Source organism: Pseudomonas sp. GW821-FHT09D08, assembly GCF_059416305.1.
This window is the reverse complement of the sequence record NZ_JBWKOX010000012.1, coordinates 19,375-40,977: the sequence shown is the minus strand read 5'-3', so window position 1 is coordinate 40,977 and position 21,603 is coordinate 19,375. Positions and strand designations below refer to the sequence as shown.

Sequence of the window (21,603 nt, the reverse complement as noted above, 5' to 3'; positions counted from 1 at the left end):
ATGACCACACCGTTTGATCCGAGTGCCTTTCTCTCAACCTGCAGTGGCCGCCCTGGCGTGTACCGCATGTTCGACAGCGAGGCGCGCCTGCTTTATGTCGGCAAAGCCAAAAACCTCAAGAGCCGTCTGGCGAGCTACTTTCGCAAGACCGGTCTCGCGCCGAAAACCGCCGCCCTGGTGGCCCGTATCGCCCAGGTCGAAACCACCATCACCGCCAACGAAACCGAAGCGCTGCTGCTTGAGCAGACGCTGATCAAGGAATGGCGGCCGCCCTACAACATTCTGCTGCGTGACGATAAATCCTATCCCTATGTGTTTTTATCCGACGGCAACTTCCCACGCCTGAGCATTCACCGTGGGGCGAAGAAAGCGAAGGGCAAGTACTTCGGGCCTTATCCCAGCGCCGGGGCCATTCGTGAAAGCCTGAGCCTGCTGCAAAAAACCTTTTTTGTGCGCCAGTGCGAAGACAGCTTCTATAAGAACCGCACCCGGCCCTGTCTCCAGTACCAGATCAAGCGCTGCAAGGCGCCCTGTGTGGGGTTGGTTGAGCCGGCCGAATACGCCGAGGATGTACGCCATTCGGTGATGTTCCTCGAAGGGCGCAGCAATGCCCTCACCGATGAGCTTTCCACCGCCATGGAGCAGGCGGCCAGCACCCTGGATTTCGAACGGGCCGCCGAGCTGCGCGACCAGATTTCGCTGCTGCGCCGTGTCCAGGACCAGCAAAGCATGGAAGGCGGCACCGGCGACGTCGACGTGATCGCGGCCTTCGTCAATCCGGGCGGTGCCTGTGTGCACCTGATCAGCGTGCGCGGTGGGCGAGTGCTGGGCAGCAAGAACTTCTTTCCGCAGACCGGTATTGACGAGGAGGTCGCTGAAGTCATGGCCGCTTTCCTGGGCCAATACTACGTGAGCAGCCCCGAGCGCGACCTGCCGTCGGAGTTGATCGTCAATGTGGTGCACGAAGACTTCCCCGCGTTGATCGAAGCCATCCACGAACTGCGCGGCCGCGAGCTGGACATCAGCCACCGCGTGCGTGGCACCCGCGCACGCTGGCAGCAACTGGCGGTGACCAACGCCGAGCAAGCCCTGAGCGCGCGCCTGGCCAACCGACAGCACGTCGCCGCACGCTTTGACGCCCTGGCTGAGGTCCTTAACCTGGAGGAGCCGCCCCAGCGCCTGGAGTGCTACGACATCAGCCACTCCAGTGGCGAGGCCACGGTGGCATCCTGCGTGGTGTTCGGGCCGGAAGGGCCGATCAAGTCCGATTACCGGCGCTACAACATCGAAGGCGTCACCGCCGGCGATGACTACGCCGCCATGCATCAGGCCCTCACGCGCCGCTTCAGTAAGTTGAAGGATGGCGAGGGCAAGTTGCCGGATATCCTCCTGGTCGACGGTGGCAAGGGCCAGCTGTCCATGGCCCGCGACGTGCTCAATGAGCTGGCGGTGCCTGACCTGATCCTGTTGGGCGTGGCCAAGGGCACGACGCGCAAGGCGGGTTTCGAGACGTTGTACTTGAATGATGCCGCCCATGAGTTCACTTTGAAGGGCGACTCACCCGCGTTGCATTTGATCCAGCAGATTCGCGACGAAGCCCACCGTTTTGCCATTACCGGCCACCGCGCCCGCCGTGGCAAAACCCGGCGAACCTCAACCCTGGAAGGGGTGGCAGGGGTAGGCCCGACGCGGCGTCGCGACTTGCTTAAACATTTTGGTGGCTTGCAGGAGCTGTCCCGTGCCAGCATTGACGAGATAGCCAAAGCACCCGGTATCAGTAAAAAGCTCGCTGAGCTGATTTATGCGAATCTGCATAGCGAATAGAATGCCTTTCCACCTCGTAGCCAGTTGTGCCGATGAATATCCCTAATCTGATCACCGTTCTACGCGTCCTGCTCATCCCTATTTTCATTTTGTTGTTCTATTTGCCGTACGAATGGAGTTATCTGGCTTCCAGTTCAGTGTTTGCCTTTGCCGCCGCCACCGACTGGCTCGACGGCTACCTGGCGCGCCGCCTGGAACAAAGCACGCCTTTCGGCGCGTTCCTCGACCCCGTGGCCGACAAGCTCATGGTGGCCGTCGCGTTGGTCCTGCTGGTGCAGGAACACGGCAACCTGTGGCTGACCCTGCCGGCAGCGGTCATCATCGGCCGCGAGATCGTCGTCTCGGCCCTGCGCGAATGGATGGCCGAAATCGGCGCCCGCGCCCACGTGGCCGTGTCCAACATGGGCAAATGGAAAACCGCCGCGCAAATGCTTGCGCTGGTTATCCTGCTGGCCAATCCGTCGGACTTCTCGTTCTGGGTCCTCACGGGTTATGCGTTGCTGCTGATCGCCGCGGGCCTGACCCTGTGGTCGATGCTCCAATATCTGCGCGCCGCCTGGCCGCATCTGCGCACCACCGTTGAAAAGAAATAAAACTTTTTTGAATCAAGGGGTTGACGGGTGCTGAGGATTCTATAGAATGCGCATCACCAAGCGGGAATAGCTCAGTTGGTAGAGCACGACCTTGCCAAGGTCGGGGTCGCGAGTTCGAGTCTCGTTTCCCGCTCCAAATATTGATCCACAGATGTCCATTGGGCGCTGGGATCCGCGAAATAGACGCTTAGGCGTCTTTTTGCGTTGCTGCGGAAAACTACTGAAAGCCGGGGGAGTCCAGGGTAATCCAGTACGAGCAAGTACAGGATTAAGTACAACATTACGACAGACTCGAATTCGTATTGTTGCTGGGTCCTTTCAGGTCTTCAGACGAGCATCAGGTGCTGACTCTCTTATAGGAGCTCACCATGCCTCTTTCGGAATTCACAATCCGGCATGCCCGGACTACCGGTAAAAACTATACTCTCGGCGATTTTGATGGCCTATCTCTTTGGGTGACCAAGTCGGGCAGTAAGCTTTGGCTGTTCCGTTATTACTGGAAGCGAAGTCAACAGCGCATGTCTTTCGGCGCTTACCCTGAAATCAGTCTTAAACAGGCACGTGCTCGGCGTGACGAAGCACGACGATTGTTGGCTGATAACATCAACCCCTGTGAGCACCGCAAGCAACAGCGCCATGAGGTTGAGATTGCCGTAAAGCAAACCTTTGAAGCGGTGTACAACGAGTGGGTCGACCTACGCCGGTTGAGCCTAAAGGAAGGACGTCAAAGCACGCTCTCACAAATCCTCAGAGTCTTTAAAAAAGACATCCTGCCCACCCTCGGCGAACGCCCCATCAAGGGCATTACCCGCCACGACCTGATGGGCGTCATCAGTGTCATCGAGCAGCGAAAAGCCTTCACCATGGCCGAAAAATGCCGCACCTGGTTCAACCAGTTGTTTCGCTATGCCTTGGTGAAAGTCGAAGGGCTCGAAGTCAATCCTGCCTCCGACCTTGATGTGGTGGCGCTGCCCAAGCCGCCGGTGGCGAACAACCCTTATTTGTTGATGGAGCAACTGCCGGAACTGCTTTCGAGAATTCGCAATTATGGTGGCCAGCTACAGACAAAGCTGGGGCTTCGTCTACTGCTGTTGACCGGTGTTCGGACGGGCGAGCTGCGTTACGCCACGCCTGATCAGTTCGATCTGGAAAAGCAGCTGTGGGTGATTCCACCTGAGGTGGTTAAGCAGCTCCAGGTGAAGATGCGCAAGCGCGATAAGGCCGGTGATGAGATGCCGCCGTACATCGTTCCGCTGTCGGTGCAGGCGCTGGGAATTGTGCGCTACCTGCTCGATCAGGTTGTGCCTGCGCAACGCTTTCTGTTCTCGCATCGTAGCAACCTGCAGCTACGTATCAGTGAGAACACGTTGAACAACGCACTGCATCGAATGGGCTTAGCTGATCAGCTCACTGGTCATGGCATGCGTGCAACGATTTCCACTGCATTGCATGAGATTGGTTACCCTAAAAACTGGATAGATGCGCAGCTCTCCCATGCTGATCCTGACCAGGTCAGTGCGACCTATAACCACGCTCGGTATGTCGAGCAGCGGCGGACCATGATGCAGGATTGGGCGAATCGGTTGGAGTTGTGGGCGCAGGATAAACACGATGCTGCGAGCTCACCGCTTACGATTCGACTAGAGGGGACGGCCTCATTGCCGGAGGCGGTGGGGGCAGCCAGTGGTTCGATGGTGTATGACGTGGGAGTTACGTCGGAAAGGGTTGAGGCGAGGCATATTGAGCAGGGAGTTGCTGAGTGCCTTCAGGTGCCTCAGATGAGCGTGGAGGCACCGGTGGTTTCGGATATACAGCGGGAGCGTCTGGCAATGCTTGCGGCGTACGAAGCACCAACTAATTTGACGGTACCGGAGTTTGCTCGCTTGGCGGGTATGTCAAGGGAACAGGTGAGTCGCGAGATCAAAGCGAGCCGGTTGTTGGCTATCAGTCTAGGGAATAGGGGGTTGCGGCTTCCGGATTGGCAGCTTGATCCGTTACGGCACAAGTTGGTGCTCACGCTATTAACGCGGTCTCCGGATGTGGATGCATGGAGGATATATCGGACGCTGTGTAAACCTCATGAGCGACTAAAAGGTTTTTCGCCAATCGATGGACTCACCATGGATAATTTCGAAATTACCGCGCGGATTGTCTGCAGGGCCCTGAACTCGATCTAATGTTCCATCTTCGAGTGCTGACGGGGCTTGCCACTGATTTGATTGCGTCCGGCGAGCTCCCGTTGTCACCCGAAGGCTCGTTGACGGGAAGGCGCAAAGCGGTCGAGGTACTGCCGAAGGTCAAAGTATCCGAAAAGAACCCGGATTAGATGGCGCCGATGAGTCCGCACAGTGCTGGGATAGAGGCCACCAGCCCTTCGCCGGCGCGACTCTATTCAAGCTCGGCGGCGTTCATCTTTGGATGCCTGACCGGCAGGTAGCAAGCCTTCCACCACACCACCGCGATCCCCAGGCCCACAAGGCTCATCACAATGAACACGTATTCCCAGCCGGAGCGGTAGCACAGCCAGTCCATCAAGGGGGGAAAGAGCGCCAGCGAAGTGCACTGCGCGCTGTTGAAAATCGCGCCGGCCATGCCCTGTTCAGAGGAGGGAAACCAGGACGCGATAACCCGCGTACAGCCCGGCCCCACGGGGGATTCGGTAATGCCGAGCAAAAAGCGCAGCGCCAGCAGCGGCACTACCATTCCGATAAAGTGCACCAGGCCCATGGCGATGGTGAACACCGACCAGATGGCGATGGCCGCCGCGAGGGTCTTTTTCGAGCCGAGCCGGTCGGTGAGCCAGCCGGACGGAAGCAGGAAGATCACATAGGCCCAACGGAAGACCGAGAACAGATAGCCCATTTTCACCGAGCTGATGCCCAACTCCTTGCTCATGTCCGAGCCTGCCACCGAAATAGCTGCACGGTCGGCGCTGCTCAAGGCAAGGACGATGGTGATCACGGCTAGGATCAGGAATCGATAGCGACTTCTTTTTGTGGCCGCTGTGGCTGCCTCCGGCTTGACCAAAGGCGCCTCAGGCGGCGTATGGACAGGCACGGAGTCTTCCAACGCATAGCGCTCGTTATTGTTAATGGGTGCCTTGTCTAATTATTGTTGTTGATTGCTGAGGCATTGGCGGACATGGGCCGCCAATGCCTTTTAGTTGCGTCGAGGGGGGCGGTCAGCGTGTCCCCGCCCTGATGGATCTGCCTTGATCCTAGAGAGATATTGAGGACCGCATACAGCGCTCGCGATCCTGGCGCGCCAATGTTTCACATGGTGGGAGTCAGTCATGAATGCAGCGCGCGCCATTGGCGCGAGGAATAAAACGATGGGTGTTTCGCAGGCGAGCGGGGCGCACCTGGAGAGGATGCGCAAACTCAGTTCTAGCGGTTATCGCAGGGGGAATAGGCGATGTAATTAAACAAATACGTTCCGCACCTGGGCCCGATAAAAATCAAACGCATCTATCGCGCCTTGGATCGCCTGCTGCTCCTGCTGCGCATCCAGTTCCTGGCTGTCGAGTAGGGCGATGAACTGGCGCCAGTGTAAGCCGCGACCGCCAGGGTGGGCGGCGAGGTGGCGGGCGCCGTGGTTTTCGCTCAAGCCCAGTTGCTGGGTTTCCTTGAACAGGAACGCCGCACCCAGGTTGGAGCCTTCGCTGCAATAAAGCCAGCCCAAGGCTTCGAACGGGCCGTTCACCGCAGCGGGTGCTGGGGCTGCGGGCAGGGGTTGGCCGAGGTCCGCCAGGTCGCTGCGCACGGCGTCGAAACGCGGCAGTTCGTTCAGGCCCGGCAGGCGACGGTTGAGTTCGGCATCTTTGTACAGGCCGTCGATTGCGCCGTGGAAGATGTGCTGCAGTTGCAGGAACTGGACGTAGCGGTCGTGGCTGTCAAACGGCTTGGCCTGCATCACCAGTTCGTTGATGTTGTCGTGGTCGCGGGTGGTGGCGGCCTTGATGCGTTTGGCACGCGAGACGTGGGCTTCGAGGGTCTGAGTGGTCATGTTGTCACCTGTTTGATCAAGAGGCCGGAATCATGGCTAACCGGCAACCCCATCGACAATCAGCCAACCATTAAGAACGCTTCATACAAAGCCCTAGAATGCCGATTCACGGATTAGCACCGCCATTACCCGGCGCCAGGCACCCATCACCAGGCTCTGCGATTGTCCCTCCAGCAGCATCGTTCCGCGCAGGCTCATACTCGGGGTGGGGCTGCCCGGATCAGGACGCAGCAGGGCGCGGTACAAGGCCTTTTCCGGCAGGGGGATGCGTTCGTGATCCAGGGTGGCGGCAATCGCGCCTTGATACACCGAGGCCAGTTCCGGGGTGGACGTGAGGCGGCGAACGGCGGTCTGGCCGAGGCTTTCAAGATTCATGTCCACAGGCGGATACGCCAGGTTTTCCGGGTAAAACCGCGCGCGGCTGCCGGGGCGTAGCCGCGCCAGATCCTGCTCCTCGACGAACGCCTCGACCCGGCCGCCTTGCGCCCCCACCAATGTGCCCAGCCACTCGCCGGCGGCCAGCCATTCACCGGGTTCCAGCGGCTCGGCGAGATCGGCCAGCACGCCGTCGAACGCCGCGTATACCGTGAGGTGGCTCATCTGTTGGCGCAGCAACTGTTGACGCTCGCGGGCGGCGGCCAACTCCTGGCGCACCACCAGCAAGTTGGCGGCAGTTTCGCGGTTGAGCACCTGGAAACTGTTTTGCCATTGCAGGGTCAGGATGCGCCGGTCGAGGCTTTGCAACTCCTGGCGCAAGTCCGGCGCTTCCAGGCGAAACAACGCCTGCCCAGCCTGCACCCGTTGCCCCGGCTGTACCTCAATGCCGGCCAACCGCGACGCCACCGGCACATACAGCCCGGCCTGCTGTTCGGCGCGCAGCAGGGCGGGGGCGTGCACGCGGCTGCTCCAGGGAATGCAGCCCAGCAGCAACGTGCCGCCCAGTACCAGCAAGGTGATTACGCCATGGCGGTTCATACGGTAGTCCTTACGGCGCGCATACCACTCGCGCAGTTCGTTGAAGATGGGTAGCAGCACGAAGTATAGAATCTCGACAATGAATAACAGGATGCCCAACAGCTTGAAGGCAAAGTGATAGACCAGCAGGGCGATGCCCAAAAACAGAAAGAACCGGTAGATCCAGGTGCCAATCGAATAGACCACCAGCGTGCGTTCCAGCCCTAGCTCGAAACGCTCCGGGCGCGGCTCGTTGAACGCGAACAACCACTCGCGCAGGCGCCAGCGTGTCAGGCGAAAGGCGCGCTGTTGCAGGTTGGGCACTCCCAACAGGTCCGACAGCAAAAAGTAGCCGTCAAAGCGCATGAACGGGCTGAGGTTGATCGCCAGCGTCAGCACCCAGGTAGTTGTCGCCAGCATGAACGCCGCGCTGCGCAACATGCCGTCGGGCAGGAAACTCCACAACAGGGTGGCCCAGGCCGCCAGGCTCAGCTCGGCGAGCATGCCGGCCGCACCGATGGCCAAGCGTTGCTGGTGACTGCGCAGGCGCCAGGCGCCCGAGGTGTCGGTATACAGCACCGGCCACATCACCAGCAGCGCCACGCCCATGGTTGCCACGCGACCGCCGAAGCGCTTGCAGGTATAGGCGTGCCCCAACTCGTGCAACACCTTGGTCAGCAGCAGGGTCAGGCCGGCGAGGGCGGCGCCTTCCAGGGTGAAAAAGTGCAGGAAGGTGTGGATGAAACTGTCCCACTGCCGCGCCACCAGCGCGAGCCCCAGCAGGCCGGCGCCCACGGTCAGGCGCAAAAACGTGCGGCTGTAGAACATCTGCACCCATGGCAGGCTGCGCGCCAGGAAGCGGTCCGGACGCACCAGCGGAATCCGCACGAACAGGTAGTTCTTCAGGAGCCAGCGGCCCCAGCCGGTTTTTTGTGATTGGGCAATGCGTGCAAGTCGAGCGTTGTCTTCATCGCCCGTGCTTTGCAGCAACTGGTTGTTGTGCAAAAAAGCCTTGAGCTGTTCAACGTCGTCCTTGCCCAGCGCCAAGGTGGTGGCAGCGTTGATTGACTGGGCAATGGCTTCGGGCTCGCCCAACCCCCAGCGCCCGAGTATCTCCACCTCGGGCCAGCCCAAACGGAAGAACTGGCCGCGGGTGGGGTCTTCCAGGGTCCACGACGGCGAACCGTCACGATGCTGCGGGCCCTCATGCAATAACAGCTCCTGGCGCAGCGGCGGCAGCTTCACAGGGCCAGCCAGATACGCGCGGTCGCCAGTGGGCGGCGCAGCAGAAAGTAGATCAGGCTGGTGCGCCCGGCATACACCTTGGCTGTGCCCTTGAGGCCGACGCGCAGGCGCGGGTCGGGGCTGTCGAATTCAGCTTTGAGACGGTAGGCCATGCCGCCGTCGGGCGTCGGGCTGGCGCGGTAAGACAAGCGCTGCAAGGTGGCCGGCAACGGCGCCGAGGGGGCGGTGTTAAGAAACAGCAAGGTCTCGGCGCCCAGTTGCAGCTCGATCGCATCACCCACCGGCAACAGGATTTCCAGCTGGGTCTGCTGCGGGTCGGCCACCAGCATGATGCGCTCGCCCAGCGACACCGGGCGCCCAACCCAATCACTGGGGTCATCAAACACGGCCACACCGGCGCGGGGCGCAGTGATCAGGGTGCGCTTGAGGTTTTCCTGCAAAAACGCCACCTCACTCAGTGCTTGTTCGCGCCGGCCCTGCAAGACGGCAAGGCTGGCCTTACTGCGCTCATCGCTTAGAGCCTGCTGCTGGGCCTGGCGGAACTCCGCATCGCTGATGGACAACGCCTGGCGCGACGACTCCAGTCGGCTTTGCAGCTCGCGGGCGTCCAGTTGTACCAGCGGCTGGCCGGCGCTTACGCTTTCGTTGGGCTGCACCAGTACCCGTTCCACCACCCCTTGCATCGGTGCGCGCAATACGCTGGGGTGCAGGGCGACGATTTCCGCCGGGGCCAACACCGATTGACGAATCGGGATCAGCAGCAACGCCAGCAACAGACCCACGCCGATCAGCAGTTGGCGCCGCTTGAACGCGGGCTTGATCAAACGGCCTGTCCCCGGATTGACCAGCGCCTGCCAAGCATGCCCGGCCGCATTCAGCCACAGCTCTAGCAGGTGCTGCTGGGCGCTGGTCAACGGCTGTTCGCGTGCCAGCAACAACGCACCCAACAGCTCACCCTTGGGATTTTTGATCGGCAGCCACAGCAACACCTGGGGCAAATGCTCGGCCCAGATCGCCCCATCGGCGGCCGTGAGCGCGTGGCGGTCGATAGGGTGTATCACCCCGGCGTCCTCGGCAGCCTGCCAGTGCTTGCACAGCTGCCCCAGCCAAGTCGGGAAAGGCGCATCCCGCTCCACCACCGCCAGCCCCGACAGTGCCTGCCAGCGTTGCTCGCCCGCGTGCCAGAGCAATGCCTGGCGATAGTCCAGCAACAGCCGCGTGTCGTTCACCAACTGAAAGCCCAAGGCTTGCAGGCCCGTGGCGGAGCGCAGGCGTTGTTCCAGTTGCAGCAGGTCGGCCAGTACGTTGTTGGGGCTCATGATTGGGGGGCGAGCAGGGCATTGCCGCTCATGCCGGGAAGCAGTTGCGGGTCGTTGCTGGTGATGCGCCCGAACACTTTGATCGACTGGCTGATGGGGTCGATCACCGAGCCTAGGCGCGTGACTTCGACCGGGTACTCCTGGGCGGTTTCATCCAGGCGTACCTTGAAGGTGTGCCCTGGCTTGAGCCACACCATCCAGTGCGACGGCACGATCAACTCCACCTCGAACGAGCTGTCATCATAGATCGCCAGCAGCTCCTTGCCCTCGGCCACGTACTCGCCGGGTTGTGCCTTGCGTTCGGCCACCCGTCCGGAAAACGGCGCGTTGATCGCGCAGCGCTGCACCATCACCTGGCCCACGCCACTTTGCGCGCGGGCCATGTTGGCGTCGGCCTGGGCCTGGGACAGGTCAGACACGCTGATCGACTGCAATTTGTCCAGGCGCCGCGCCACGTCCAGCTTCTTGCTGGCGGCGGCTTCGGCGGCGATGGAGTGGTTCAGCTGGGCGCGATGCACCGCGCAGTCGAAGGTCACCAAGCGCTGGCCCTTCTTGAAGCTGGCGCCTTCCTTGACGTCCAGTTCCAACACCTTGCCCGCCAGTTCGCTGGACAACACCGTGCGCCGGCTGGCGCTGAGCTGCACGCGCAGTTGCGGTTGGGTGTCGGGCTGGGCAGTGGGCGGTTGCAACGGCGCTGGCTCCTGCGCCGCGACCGCCATGGCGGTGAATAACAGGCACAGGGGCAACGTGATACGGCGAAGGCTAAGCATGGGGGAGTGGGTCTCGGTCAATCGGGTAAGCCCCGGCCGCTGTGCAGTGGCCGGGGTGGCAGTCAACGCTTCTGGGTCACGGGAACCACCGGCGCACCTTGCAGGGAGCCGAGGCTGTTCCACATGTCCAGGGTCTGGAGCGGGGCGCTCACTGGGCGCGGCGCTGTAGGGGCGGCTGTCGCGATGGCCGCGCGGCTCTGGTTGATTCCCGGCAGGTGCGGTACGGGCGTCTTGCCTTGGGCCAGGGCGAGGCTGTTGTCCGCAATCGCCTGGCTCAGGGCCGCCACGCTGTTGTCGGCCAAGCGTGCCGGCAGCGGGTCGAGGCCGGCCGCCTGGTACACCGCACCGTAGGCGCTTTGCAATTGGGCGTAGCTGCGGTCGCGGATGCGCGTGGCCAACACCGTCTCTGTACGGGTACGCACGCGTTCGACCAGGGTCTGGGCGTCGCTTTGTACGGCGTTTTCGGTCTGGTGCAGGATGCCGCGCTGAATGCGCTGCAATTCGTTGGAGCGATCAAACAGGGTGTTGGCCTGCTGGAACTGCTGCCACGCCACGTTCACCTGGGTCAGCACCGCCATGCGCAAGGCCTGGCGACGCACATCGGCCACTGCGCTGCGGGCTTCGCCGGCACGGGTGATGGCCGGGTAGGAGAGCACGCTCATCAGGTTCCAGCTCACCTGCACACCGGCGTCGGCCCAGCGATTGTTCACGGTGTAGCTGTTGCTGTCGTAGTTGCTGCCCACGAACAGCGATGCCCCCGGCAGCAGGCGCAGCAATGCCGAGCGGGTTTCCAGCACGGCGTTGCGCGCCAGGTAGCTTTCTTCGCGCACTTCCGGGCGCTTGACCATGGCCATGGCTTCAAGGTCATCCAGGCTGTAGGCCAGGGTCGGCTGGTTCATCTGCTGATCGTTGGGCAGTACCAGGCGGTAATCGGTGGCCGGCGGCAGGTTCATCAAAGCCGCCAGGCGCGATTTGGCGCTGGCCAGTTCGCCGTCGACGGCTTCCAGTTGGCGCACCATTTCCAGCAAACCCTTTTGGAACCGCAGTGCATCTAGTGGTGCCAGCAGGCGTTGTTGTTCGGTCTGGCGCGCATTGGTCAGGGCGCTGCGGGCATCCACCAGGGCCTGTTGCACTTCGGGCTTCAAGCGCTCGGCGGTGGCCGCTTCCCAATAGGCGCTGCGCACCTGGGCAATGATGTCGGCGACGATCCGCCGGCGGCGCTCTTCAGCGGCCAGGCCCTTGTTGGCCTGGGCCTTGGCACCGAAGTAGCCGAGGCCGAAGTCGAGCACGTTGAACGACATTTGCAGGTCGGCGCTGTGGGTGCTGCGGTCTTGGCTGGTGGACGGTTCCAGCGACTGGTTGCCGGTACGGATCGACTCGCTGGACGACGCGGAAATGTTGTCGCGTCCACGCCAGCCTGCACGGGCGGCGAGCTTGGGCAGCATGTCGAGGTTCTGCACATCCAGCAGGTTGTCTTCCAGCGCCCGCTCCATCAGGCCCAGGCGTTGTTGCAGGTTGTACTTCACGGCGCGGGCTATGGCTTCTTCAAGGCTGATTGGCCGGGTCACCGGTTCCTGGCCGTTGAACATTTTCGCGCGGTCGGCGCTGGCCTGGGCGATCTGCTGGTCCAGTGTCTCGGGTTCGGGTGTCACCGCACAGGCACTCAGCGCGAGTGCGGCCAGGCCGATAGCGAGACGTAACGGCAGGCGTTGGGCGAGCGGTTGCTGCTTGATCACATGTATTCCCCTGAAAAAGTGCGGTGCAGGCCGCCATCTTGGTGTGGCGTGAGGCAGCGGTGGCAAAGATAAGAACTATTCGCAACATCGGCCATGTCGGGTTCATTAAGAATGCTTAATGAACCCGCACGGATCAGGCCGCGTTTTTGTCGTCGCCGCCAAACAGCGCACGCAGCAACGCCTGGCTGCGTGCCAACAGGCCGCTTTGGCCGCTGGCTTGCAGGTGCGCACTCAGCGTGGCCTGGTGGGTGTCGGCCGCAGGTGCTGCCTCGGCGCTGGCGGGGGAGGCGTCTTCAACGTGCAACTCCACTGGAATCTGCACGCTGTTGCCCTGGTTGTCCCGGGTTTCCAGGTGCAGCTTCAAGCGCGGCAGGTCGGCCAGGTGGCGGCTTTCCACCTGGATGCGACCGGTGCGGCTGTCGAAGCGAATCCACGCCGGTAGTGGCTTGCCATCGGCCTGGCGCAAGGTCGCGCTGCTATGGCTGGCAATGCTGTCGGGCAGTTGGAAACGCGTGAGCAGGCTGCCGCGCTCCACCGGGCGCAGGGCGCCAAGCGGGCTGAGGGTAGGGGGCGTTTCCAATCCTGCCGGATCGTGGTCGTTGAGACCGCTGACGCTGCCCAGGCCCAGCCAGGTTGGCAGTGGCGCAGCCTCCAGAGGCAGGCTCGCAAACCCCGGTTGCACGCCACGGCCCACATCGGCTGCGGGTTGCCCGCGCATCGGCGCTGGGGCGATCCAGCCACCATGCTGGCCGGGAACGACCGGCGTCACCGTGTTCTGCGGCTCGGCATTCACCACCGGCGCCGTTGCCTGCTTGACCTCCAACACCAACGTGCGCGACACACTGGCGCCAGCCGGGTCGCTGGCCACCAGGGTCAGGGTCAGCGTACCTGTGGACGCCAGCGTGCCCGACAGCGTGCGGCTGGCCGGATCAAAGCGCAGGCCCTCGGGCAATCCATCCATGCGCAAGGTCAGTACATCGCCGTCCGGGTCGCTGAACAGGTCGGTGGGCAGCACCACTTGGTAGGGCTTGCCGGCCTCGGCACTCGGTGGCACATAGGCGTCGGGGCTGACTTGCGGTGGCAGGTTGGCGTCGGGGTTGAACACCTGCAACGTGACCTGTTGTGCCTGGCTGTTGTTCTCGCCGTCGTTGAGCACCACGCTCAGCACCAAGGCGCCGTTGGCGGTGGCGGTCGCGCTGTTGCTGTAAGTGATTTGATGCAAGATCGCCAGGGCCTGGGCGCTGCTCACGCCTGCGCTGAACGTAACGGTCAGGGTGCCGCCGTTATCGACAAAGCTCGCCAGCACGCTGCTGCCTTGCAGCAGCTGCCCATCTACCAGGCGCAGGCCATTGCCCTCGACAAAGCCGAAGTGATCATCGGCCACAGCGCCCCCGTTGCGGCTGACGCTGATGCTCGCGCCTTGGTAATTGTTCGCCGCGTCCAGTTCCGCATCCGACAGCACCAGGTGCTCGGTAAAGGTCACCGGCGCCGCGCCAATTTCGTAGGGCGTCGGCGCCATGGCTTCGGCATGCAGCACGGCGATGCCGCTGCCCAACACCACGACGCCGCCGTCTGCCGAGAGCCCGATTACCGAGGCGTTGACCAGTGCCGGCGCCTCACTGGCCGCCACGCTGTTGATCAACGTCAGGCCCTGATTAGCGGTGCTGTAGCGTTGCACGCTGCCGTCGGCGCCGGTGATGTAGAGCAGTTCGCCGTTGGCAGAAAGCTGGATATCGTTCACCGTGGCCAGGCCGTTGGCCAAAATACCCAGGTCGGTAAAGCTGCCGTCGGCCGGGTTGAAGCGCAGCATCTGGATCGAGTTGGCGCCAGCCACGTAGAGCAGTTGCCCATCGTTTGACACGGCCAGGTGCTTGGGGTTGGCCATGGACACGGTGTTGCCCGTGCTGTCGGCCTGGGTGTCGCGCACGTAACCGGCCACGCTCAGGTTGCCATCGGCATCGCGCTTGTAAGCGATCAGCGTATTGGCAAAGTCGCTTGCGCTCGGGTCGGTGACCACGAACACATAGTCACCTGCCGTCACTAGTGCCACCGGCTGATGCTGATAAGGCGCCGACCAGGCATCGTTGCCCAGGTTGTTCAGGTAGCTCAATTGGCCGTTGCTGCGGCTGAAGATCGTCACGCCGCTGTCGGTCAACAGGTATAGGTTTTTGCCGTCCGCCGACTCCTGCACGCTGATGGGGTTGAACAGTGAATAGTTGTTGCTGTCGTCGCTGCTCAGGCTTTGCTTGAGGCTCAGTTCGCCGCTGGTGGTGTCGCGTTGCAACACCACCAAGGTGTCGCCGCCCAGCGCATATACTTGGCTGCCATCGGCCGACACCAGCAGTTGCTGCACCGACTCCAGGCCGCTGTTGGTCAGGGTTTTCACATAGCTCACGCTGCCGGTGGCCGGGTCGCGGGCGAGCAGGGCGATGGCGCCGCTGCCGTCGCTCACGTACACACTGCGCCCGTCCGGCGACAGGCTCACTTCGGTCAGGTTGCCAAGGCCCGGTATTTGGCTCAGGTTCTGCACAATCGCCAGGTCGCCCTGGGACAGCAGCGGGTCTTTGCCCACCACCGGCACATCGTTGATCGCGGTGATGTTAAGCGTCAGCGCCAGCACGCTGGAACTGAGGCTGCGGTCGCTCAGCGTCACGCTCAGGCTGACGCTGGCTGCGGGTGTGTGGCTGTCGCTGGCATAGGTGATCTGGCGCAGGGCGTTCTGCACATCGGCGGTGGTGGGAATCGTGCCGGCGTCGTCATTGAAGCGAATGCTCAATACGCCATTGGCAGTGCTCAGCTCGCCGATGGTCACGCCGTCCTTTTGCAGCGCGGTGCCGCTGAGGGTCAGGCCGTTGCCAGCACTGAAACCGAGCTTGTCCAGGCTGGTGGCGCTGCCGAGGGTCACACTGAGGGTGGCGCCGTTGTAGTTACCCAGGCCGTTGTTGAAACGGTCCATCTGGGTGTCGTGCACCACGGCGTTGGGCGCGATGGCCACTGCATCGCCGCGTTCGGTGTAGGTAACGCTGCCGCTGTTGTCCAGGCTTGGTGCCGTGTTGGTTTCGGTGGGGCCAGCCAGGCTCACCTTGACGCTCTCGGCCAGGGTGGTGCGGGTTTCGCCGGCGCTGTTGCTGTACTCGTTGATGCTCAGGCCGATGGTGCGGGTGCCGCCCAGGTCGGTACCGCTGTTGTTGAAGCCAATGCTGTCGATCAGCGCGGCGGTGTCGCTGGCCGAGCGCATCAGGTACAGGGTCACCGTGGTGACATTGCCGCTGATGCTGATGCTGTAGGACAGCCCGCTTGGGGTCTGCCGCGTGCCGCTGGTGGCGGTGTCGAGGTCGATTTTTTCCCCGGCCACCCGCAGCAGGTCGTGGGCGTTGGCGGCGTCGAGGGTCAGCACCACATGCCAGATCGGCTGGTCAGCCTCGATGGTGTCGATGACGGTGTCCTTGAACAGGCTGACGAATTCATCGTCCTCGTGCAGCGTCGGGTCCAGCACGGTGCTGTCGAGGGTTGCCGGGTCGTTGATGCCGATCAGGTTGACCTTCACCTGCGCGGATGCGGTATTGCCGTCGCCGTCATCCAGCACAATCGCCAGGCTTGGTGTGCTGCCGTTGGCCGTAGGGTCCTGGCTGCTATTGCGGTAGGCAATTTGGCGCAGCACGTTTTGTGCGTCCGCTGCTGTCGTGCTGGCGATAAAGGTCACGCTCAGTACGCCGCCCGCATCGCTGAATTGGGCGATGGTCACGCCGTCCTTGAGGATTTGCCCGTTCACCAGGCTTAAGCCGTTGCCGTCGATGAAGGTGTAGGTGTCGGCACTGTTGGCGCCGCCGTCGCGGCTGATGGTCAGGCTGGCGTTGTTGTAGTTGTCGGCCGCATCCAACTGGGCGTCGGAGAGGTGGCCGCTGGGCAGCAGCACCACGGCGCTGTCGCCTTCGGTGTAAGTGACGTCGGGCAGGCCGACATTGAGGGTCATCAGGGTTTCGCTCCAGCTCACCGAGCCGCTGATGTACAGCTGCTTGCCGTCAGGGCTGAGGCTCAAGCTGGTGAGGTCGGAAAAGCTGATGTTCCACGGGTTGTCCCAACTGCCAAAGCTCAGGCGTTGGGTAAGGTTGCCGCTGCTGTCGCGGCTGAACACCTGGATCTGGCTACCAATCACAAACACCGCGCTGCCATCGGCGGACACCTGAATATCCGTGACGCCCGTCACGTCCACGCTGCTGACCAGGCTCAAGCGGCCGTCTGCGCCGATGGCCAGCACTTGCAGGGTTTGCTGGGTGTCGTCGTTGAGCGCATACAGGCTCTTGCCATCGGCGGACAGGCTCAGGGCCTTGATGAAATAGCTGCTGTCGGCGCTGCTGCCGGCCAGGCTGTTGATCAGGCTCAGGCTGCCGTCGCTGTTGATCGCCAGGCCGGTGGCGATGCTGTTGTCGCCGTTGGCGCCGATAAACAGGAAGCGCCCGTCGGCCGACACCAGCATCTGGGCCACGCCTTGCAGGCCGTCCATGCCCGCGACGCCATCGGTGTAGGTGCCGAGCAGGCTCAGTTGGCCGTTGCTGGCTTGCTGGTACACCCGCACCTGATCGGCGCCGCCGACGAATACCAGGCTGCCTTGGCTGGCGACGCTGGTGATGGTCTGGCTGTCGCCGCCCGCGAGGGTCGTGGCCAGGGTCAGTTGGCCGCTGCTGCTGTCGCGGTTGAACACCACCAGGCTGTTGGCGTCATTGCCGACCACATACAGGCTGGCTCCGTCGCTGCTCAGTTGCACCTTCAATGCCCCGGCGAGGCCCGCGATGGACGCATCCGACAGGCTTTGCACGTAGGTCAGGCTGCCATTGGCCGCGCGGCTGAACACGCTGGCCGACGAGCCGCCTTCAGACGCAATGCTCACCACGTACACAAACTTGCCATCGCTGGACACCACGCTGTCCCGCGCCCCGGCCAGCACGCTTTCGGCAGTGGTGCCGGCGTACTCGAGGGAGCCGGAATCACCGCCGATGCTCGGCAGTTCGGCCGGGTCCACGGGTGGTGCTTCGGCGTGCATCAGCACCAGCGCGGTGCTCACGCTTTTGCTGCCATCACTGAAACTCACCACCAGGTCAACCCGCGCCGGCTGGCTCGCGGCGCTGTTGGCGTAGGTCAACTGGTGCAGCACCTGGTTGACCTGGGTCTTGTCCACGGCGGCAGTGAAGGTAACTTTGAGCGTACCGCCGCTGTTGCTCACGTCCGCGATAGCCTGGCCGTCGAGCATGATCTTGCCGCCCACCAGGCTCAGGCCGTTGCCGGCGCTGAAACCAAACACGTCATCGGCCGACGCGCCGCCGCTGCGTACCACGCTGATGCTGGCGCCCAGGTAGCTGCCCTGTGCGTCCATATCGACGTCGCCGTAACCCAGGCTGGCGGTGAAGATGGTGGGTTTTTGTGTGATGTAGGTGCTGTTGGCTTTTGCGCTCAGCACGTCCAGCCCGGCGATGAACGTCGAGGTGCCGGTGTAGATATTCAGCCCGTCGCTGCTCACCGCCAGGTGGTTGTAGTTCTTGTTGCCCTTGAGGTTTTCCACGAAGGTCAGCTTGCCGGTCTGGCTGTCGCGGCTGAACACCAGCAGCGACTGGCCGCCGTAGGTGCTCACGTACAGCGCCGAGCCATCGGCGGACAGGGCCATTTCCCGCAGGGCCAGGGAGTTGGCGAGGGGGTAGGCGTCCACCGAGCCCACGTAACTCAGGCTGCCATCGGCCTGGCGCTGGAAGATCGAGACAAACGCATAGCTGCCAGAGGTCACGTAGACAAACTTGTCGTCCGGCGAGATCACCACGTCTTGCAGGTTTTGCATATAACGCGTGTCGGACGGTTGGTTGGCCGCGTCGGCACTCGCGGCGATGCTGGCCTGGGTTACCACACCGACATAGGTGAGCACCCCGGTGGCGGTATCGCGCTTGAGCACGGTGAGCATGGAGCTGCTGGCGTTGCTGATGTACACCGAGGTGCCATCGGCCGACACCACGAGGCCGGTTGGCGCATTCAACCCCAGTGCGGCGCTGCCCCCCAGGTACGAGCCGATAAACGTCAACGCGCCAGTGGTGGTGTCGCGGCTGAACATCGCCACCCCACTTTTGCCAGTGGCCGCGTCATGGGCGTTGACGCCGTTGATGGTGTACAGCGACTTGCCATCGGCCGACAGCACGATCTCGCTGATCGCCGCGTCAAGGCCGCTGCTGCCCTGGGCAACCACGGACACAAACGTCAGCAAGCCCGTAGCGGAATCGCGCTGGAACAGCAGCAGGTTGGCGCCCGCGCTGTTGTAGCCCGCCACGTACACCGAACCGCCATCGGCCGATACGGTCAGGCTGCTCATGGTGTTCAGGCCATCGACTTCAATGGCGGCCGTGGCCGGGTTGTCGGTGGTGCCTTGGGTGAAGCTTTGCGCCAGGGTCAGGGCGCCGGTCAGCGGGTCGCGGCTGTACACGCGCAAGTAGCTGGTGCCGCTGCTGTTGCTGCCGCTGGTGCCGAGCACCAGCAGGGTCTTGCCATCGGCTGACAGGGTCACGCCGCTGACGTAGTCGCTGTAACCGCTGAGGCTGCCATTGAAGTAATACAGGCGCGAATTGACGCTCAGGTCGAGCTCCGCCTGGGGGGCATTGTTCAGCGCAATCGCCAGGGTGCTGCTGATGCCGACGTCGCGGCTGTCCACGCCGCCATTGGCGGTGCCGCCGTTGTCGCGCAAGGTGGCGAGGGTAAAGGTGCGGCTGCCGCTCACGGCCACGCTGCTGTCATTCACATAGGCCATGCCGTTGACCAGGCTTTGCACGGCGTTGCTGCTGATGCCGCTGTCGCGGCTGATGCGCAGGGTGGCGCTGTCGCCGCTGCGCACATAGCTGTAGCTGTAGCCGCTGGTGGTGGTGCCGTTGGCCGAGGTGGCCAAGTCGATGCGGGTGCCGTCGACCACCAGGTATTCGTTGGCGGCGTTCAACACACCCGTCACCGTCACATCCAGGGACAGCAAGGCCTGCCCGACTTCGCCGGTGTTGACTGCCGTGTCGCTGAACAGCGCGGTCTGCGCCTTGGCGGTGTCGTAGGGCACCGGAGTGATGACGCTGGTGTTCAGGGTCGGCGCGCTGTTGTTACCGGCCAGCAGGGCCAGGGTCAGCACCTGGCTGGTCAGTTCACCGTCGTTGGCCACCAGGCTCAGGCTGATCACGCTGCCATCGGCAACGGTGCTGTTACGGAAGGTCACCTGGTGCAGCACGGCGTTGGCTTCGGCGGTGGTCAGTTGGCTGCTGAAGGTCACGGTGAGTACGCCGTTGGTTTGGCTGAAGGTACCGATTAGCTCACCGTTGCGCAGCAGCTTGTCGCCGGAGAGGGTCAGCCCGTTGCCACTGGCCAGGCCGAAACTGTCGCTGCCATCCGCCGTGCCGCTGCGTTGCAGGGTGAAGCTGGCGCCCAGGTAGTTGCCCTGACCGGCGTTGAGGCGATCAAGGTTGCTGTCGGCTAGGTTCACGCCGCTGGCCACGGTGGTATCGCTGCCAGTGAGGTAGGTTTGCATATCGCTGAAGCGGTTCAAGTTAGTGCCGCCGACCACCACTGAGGTGCCATCGGGCGATGCACTCACCGTGGTCGCCCCCGGCACATCCGCCAGCGTGCCGGCCAGGGTCAGGCTACCGTCCGCGCCGATGCGGTACACGCTCAGGGTGCCGGCGCTGGAGGTGGCAAAGAGGCGGCTGCCATCGCCCGACAGCGCCAGGCTGCCGACCCCGGCGAGGCTGTCGCTGTCCACCCGCACCAACTCCTTGCCAGCGCTGCTGTCGCGCAATTGGAAGGTCTGGATCAGGCCGCGGCTGGCGTCGCTCAGGTAGATGAACTGGCCGTCTGCCGAGGCGGTGAGGGCGGTGGCAGTGCTGCTGCTGATGCCCATGTCCAGCGTGCCGAGGGACAGTTTGGTCAGTTTGCCGTCGCTGCCCCGCACCAGGGTCACCAGGCTGGTGTTGGACACCACGAATACGTATTCACCGGTGCTGTAGACGGTACGGCTGCGCCCCCCGCCGAGGCTGCCTTCATCGAGGGTTTGCAGGCTGCTCAGCGCGCCCGTTGTCGTGTCGCGATTGAACACCTGCATCCCGCCGTACTGGGTGGTCAGGTACAGCTGTTGGCTATCCGACGACAACGCAATGTTGATCGCGCTGCCCACCGAGTTGCTGCGGGCATAGGTCAGTTGGCCATCGCTGCCCACATCCAGGGTGATCAGGTTGCTGCCCGACAACACATACAGCGACTTGCCGTCCGCGCTCAGGCTCATGTCGCTGACGCTGCTCAAGTTGGCCACGCCCTTGAGCACCTGCTCGCTGCTCAGGTTGCCATGCTCGTCCACCGCAAACGTCACCAGCGTGCCGGTGGTGCCTGCGGCATACAGATGCTTGCCGTCGCTGGAATAGGCGATTTCCTGGCTGCTGCCCAGGTCTTTGAGGGTAGTGGCCTGGGCCAGGTCCGGCACGCCGGCGTCTGCCAGCACCGGGGCGCGGTTGGTGTCGTTGACCAGGCTGATGCTGGAGCTGATGGCCAGGGCGGTGGTGTCGCTGCCGCCATCGTCGGTGCCGCCGGTGTCCTTGATGCTGGTCAGGGTGATGGTGCGCGTGCCGCTGTCGACGCTGGTGTCCAGGGCCTTGTAGCGGATGCCATCCACCAGGGTTTGCAGGTCGGCGGCGGTGTCGGCCGCGGTGGTCGAGGAATACAGGCTGATGGTGAGGGTGGTCTGGCCGGCGCTGGTGGTGACGGCGTACGCGTAGCCGTTGTTCTGGGTCACGCCGCTCAGTTCAGTGGTGAGCGCGATGGTCTGGCCGTCGATGACCAGGGCCTCCTTGCTGTTGCTGCTGTCTACCGTGATTTGCAGGCTGTCGAAGCTCTGGTCGGTCTCCACCGTGGAGGCGCTGGCATGGGTGAACACCGCCACGCCGCTGGTGTCGTTCTGGCCCACGGTGTAGGTGGCATCGCTGGCGTCGGCGCTCAACGTGGGCGCCTGGTTTTGCGCCTCGGCCTGGGCCGATGTATCCACTGCCGTGGCGACTGCCGCCGCATCAAACATCATCCGTGGTTCAAGGGCCAGCGCCAGGGCGTGCTGGCGTGGGGAGCGGGGCAGGGTGGGCGCAGTCATGGCGGGATCCTTGGCAGA

10 protein-coding genes and 1 tRNA gene are annotated in these 21,603 nt (G+C 63.0%); 4 read left to right on the top strand and 7 right to left on the bottom strand.

What is annotated here, in order from left to right:
* From uvrC to AC07OP_RS19920, 4 genes are all read left to right on the top strand, one after another.
* Window positions 1-1,824 (top strand): excinuclease ABC subunit UvrC, encoded by a 1,824-nt coding sequence (uvrC, locus tag AC07OP_RS19935; protein WP_027603206.1) that lies wholly within the window; start codon window positions 1-3, stop codon window positions 1,822-1,824.
* A 32-nt stretch (window positions 1,825-1,856) separates the two neighbouring features.
* Window positions 1,857-2,417, top strand: coding sequence for a CDP-diacylglycerol--glycerol-3-phosphate 3-phosphatidyltransferase (gene pgsA, locus AC07OP_RS19930; protein ID WP_027603207.1), 561 nt, complete (start codon window positions 1,857-1,859; stop codon window positions 2,415-2,417).
* 60 nt (window positions 2,418-2,477) lie between these two features.
* Window positions 2,478-2,553 (top strand) — tRNA-Gly (locus tag AC07OP_RS19925).
* Between the two features lie 232 nt (window positions 2,554-2,785).
* Window positions 2,786-4,594, top strand: a complete 1,809-nt coding sequence (locus AC07OP_RS19920) for a tyrosine-type recombinase/integrase (RefSeq protein ID WP_495102260.1) — start codon at window positions 2,786-2,788, stop codon at window positions 4,592-4,594.
* A gap of 211 nt (window positions 4,595-4,805) precedes the next feature.
* Here the strand turns inward: AC07OP_RS19920 and AC07OP_RS19915 are convergent, their stop codons facing one another.
* The 7 genes from AC07OP_RS19915 to AC07OP_RS19885 form a co-directional block, all read right to left on the bottom strand.
* The gene (locus AC07OP_RS19915) at window positions 4,806-5,378 is read right to left on the bottom strand and encodes an MFS transporter (protein WP_495102259.1); all 573 of its coding nucleotides are present in this window, start codon (window positions 5,376-5,378) and stop codon (window positions 4,806-4,808) included.
* A 459-nt stretch (window positions 5,379-5,837) separates the two neighbouring features.
* Complete coding sequence (locus tag AC07OP_RS19910; protein ID WP_495102258.1) at window positions 5,838-6,422, bottom strand: biliverdin-producing heme oxygenase; 585 nt, start codon at window positions 6,420-6,422, stop codon at window positions 5,838-5,840.
* A gap of 93 nt (window positions 6,423-6,515) precedes the next feature.
* The gene (locus AC07OP_RS19905; RefSeq protein ID WP_495102257.1) at window positions 6,516-8,621 is read right to left on the bottom strand and encodes a hypothetical protein; all 2,106 of its coding nucleotides are present in this window, start codon (window positions 8,619-8,621) and stop codon (window positions 6,516-6,518) included.
* Window positions 8,618-9,940 carry an efflux RND transporter periplasmic adaptor subunit gene (locus AC07OP_RS19900; protein WP_495102256.1) on the bottom strand — a complete coding sequence of 441 codons (1,323 nt, stop codon included), beginning with the start codon at window positions 9,938-9,940 and terminating at the stop codon, window positions 8,618-8,620. Before AC07OP_RS19900 ends, AC07OP_RS19905 begins: the two co-directional genes overlap by 4 nt.
* Window positions 9,937-10,710: an efflux RND transporter periplasmic adaptor subunit gene (locus AC07OP_RS19895; protein WP_495102255.1), complete on the bottom strand. Its 774-nt coding sequence runs from the start codon at window positions 10,708-10,710 to the stop codon at window positions 9,937-9,939. The genes AC07OP_RS19900 and AC07OP_RS19895 overlap by 4 nt, the downstream gene beginning before the upstream one ends.
* A 62-nt stretch (window positions 10,711-10,772) precedes the next feature.
* Complete coding sequence (locus AC07OP_RS19890) at window positions 10,773-12,446, bottom strand: TolC family protein (RefSeq protein ID WP_495102254.1); 1,674 nt, start codon at window positions 12,444-12,446, stop codon at window positions 10,773-10,775.
* Between the two features lie 133 nt (window positions 12,447-12,579).
* Window positions 12,580-21,585, bottom strand: a complete 9,006-nt coding sequence (locus AC07OP_RS19885; protein ID WP_495102253.1) for a beta-propeller fold lactonase family protein — start codon at window positions 21,583-21,585, stop codon at window positions 12,580-12,582.
* Window positions 21,586-21,603: the final 18 nt, after the last annotated feature.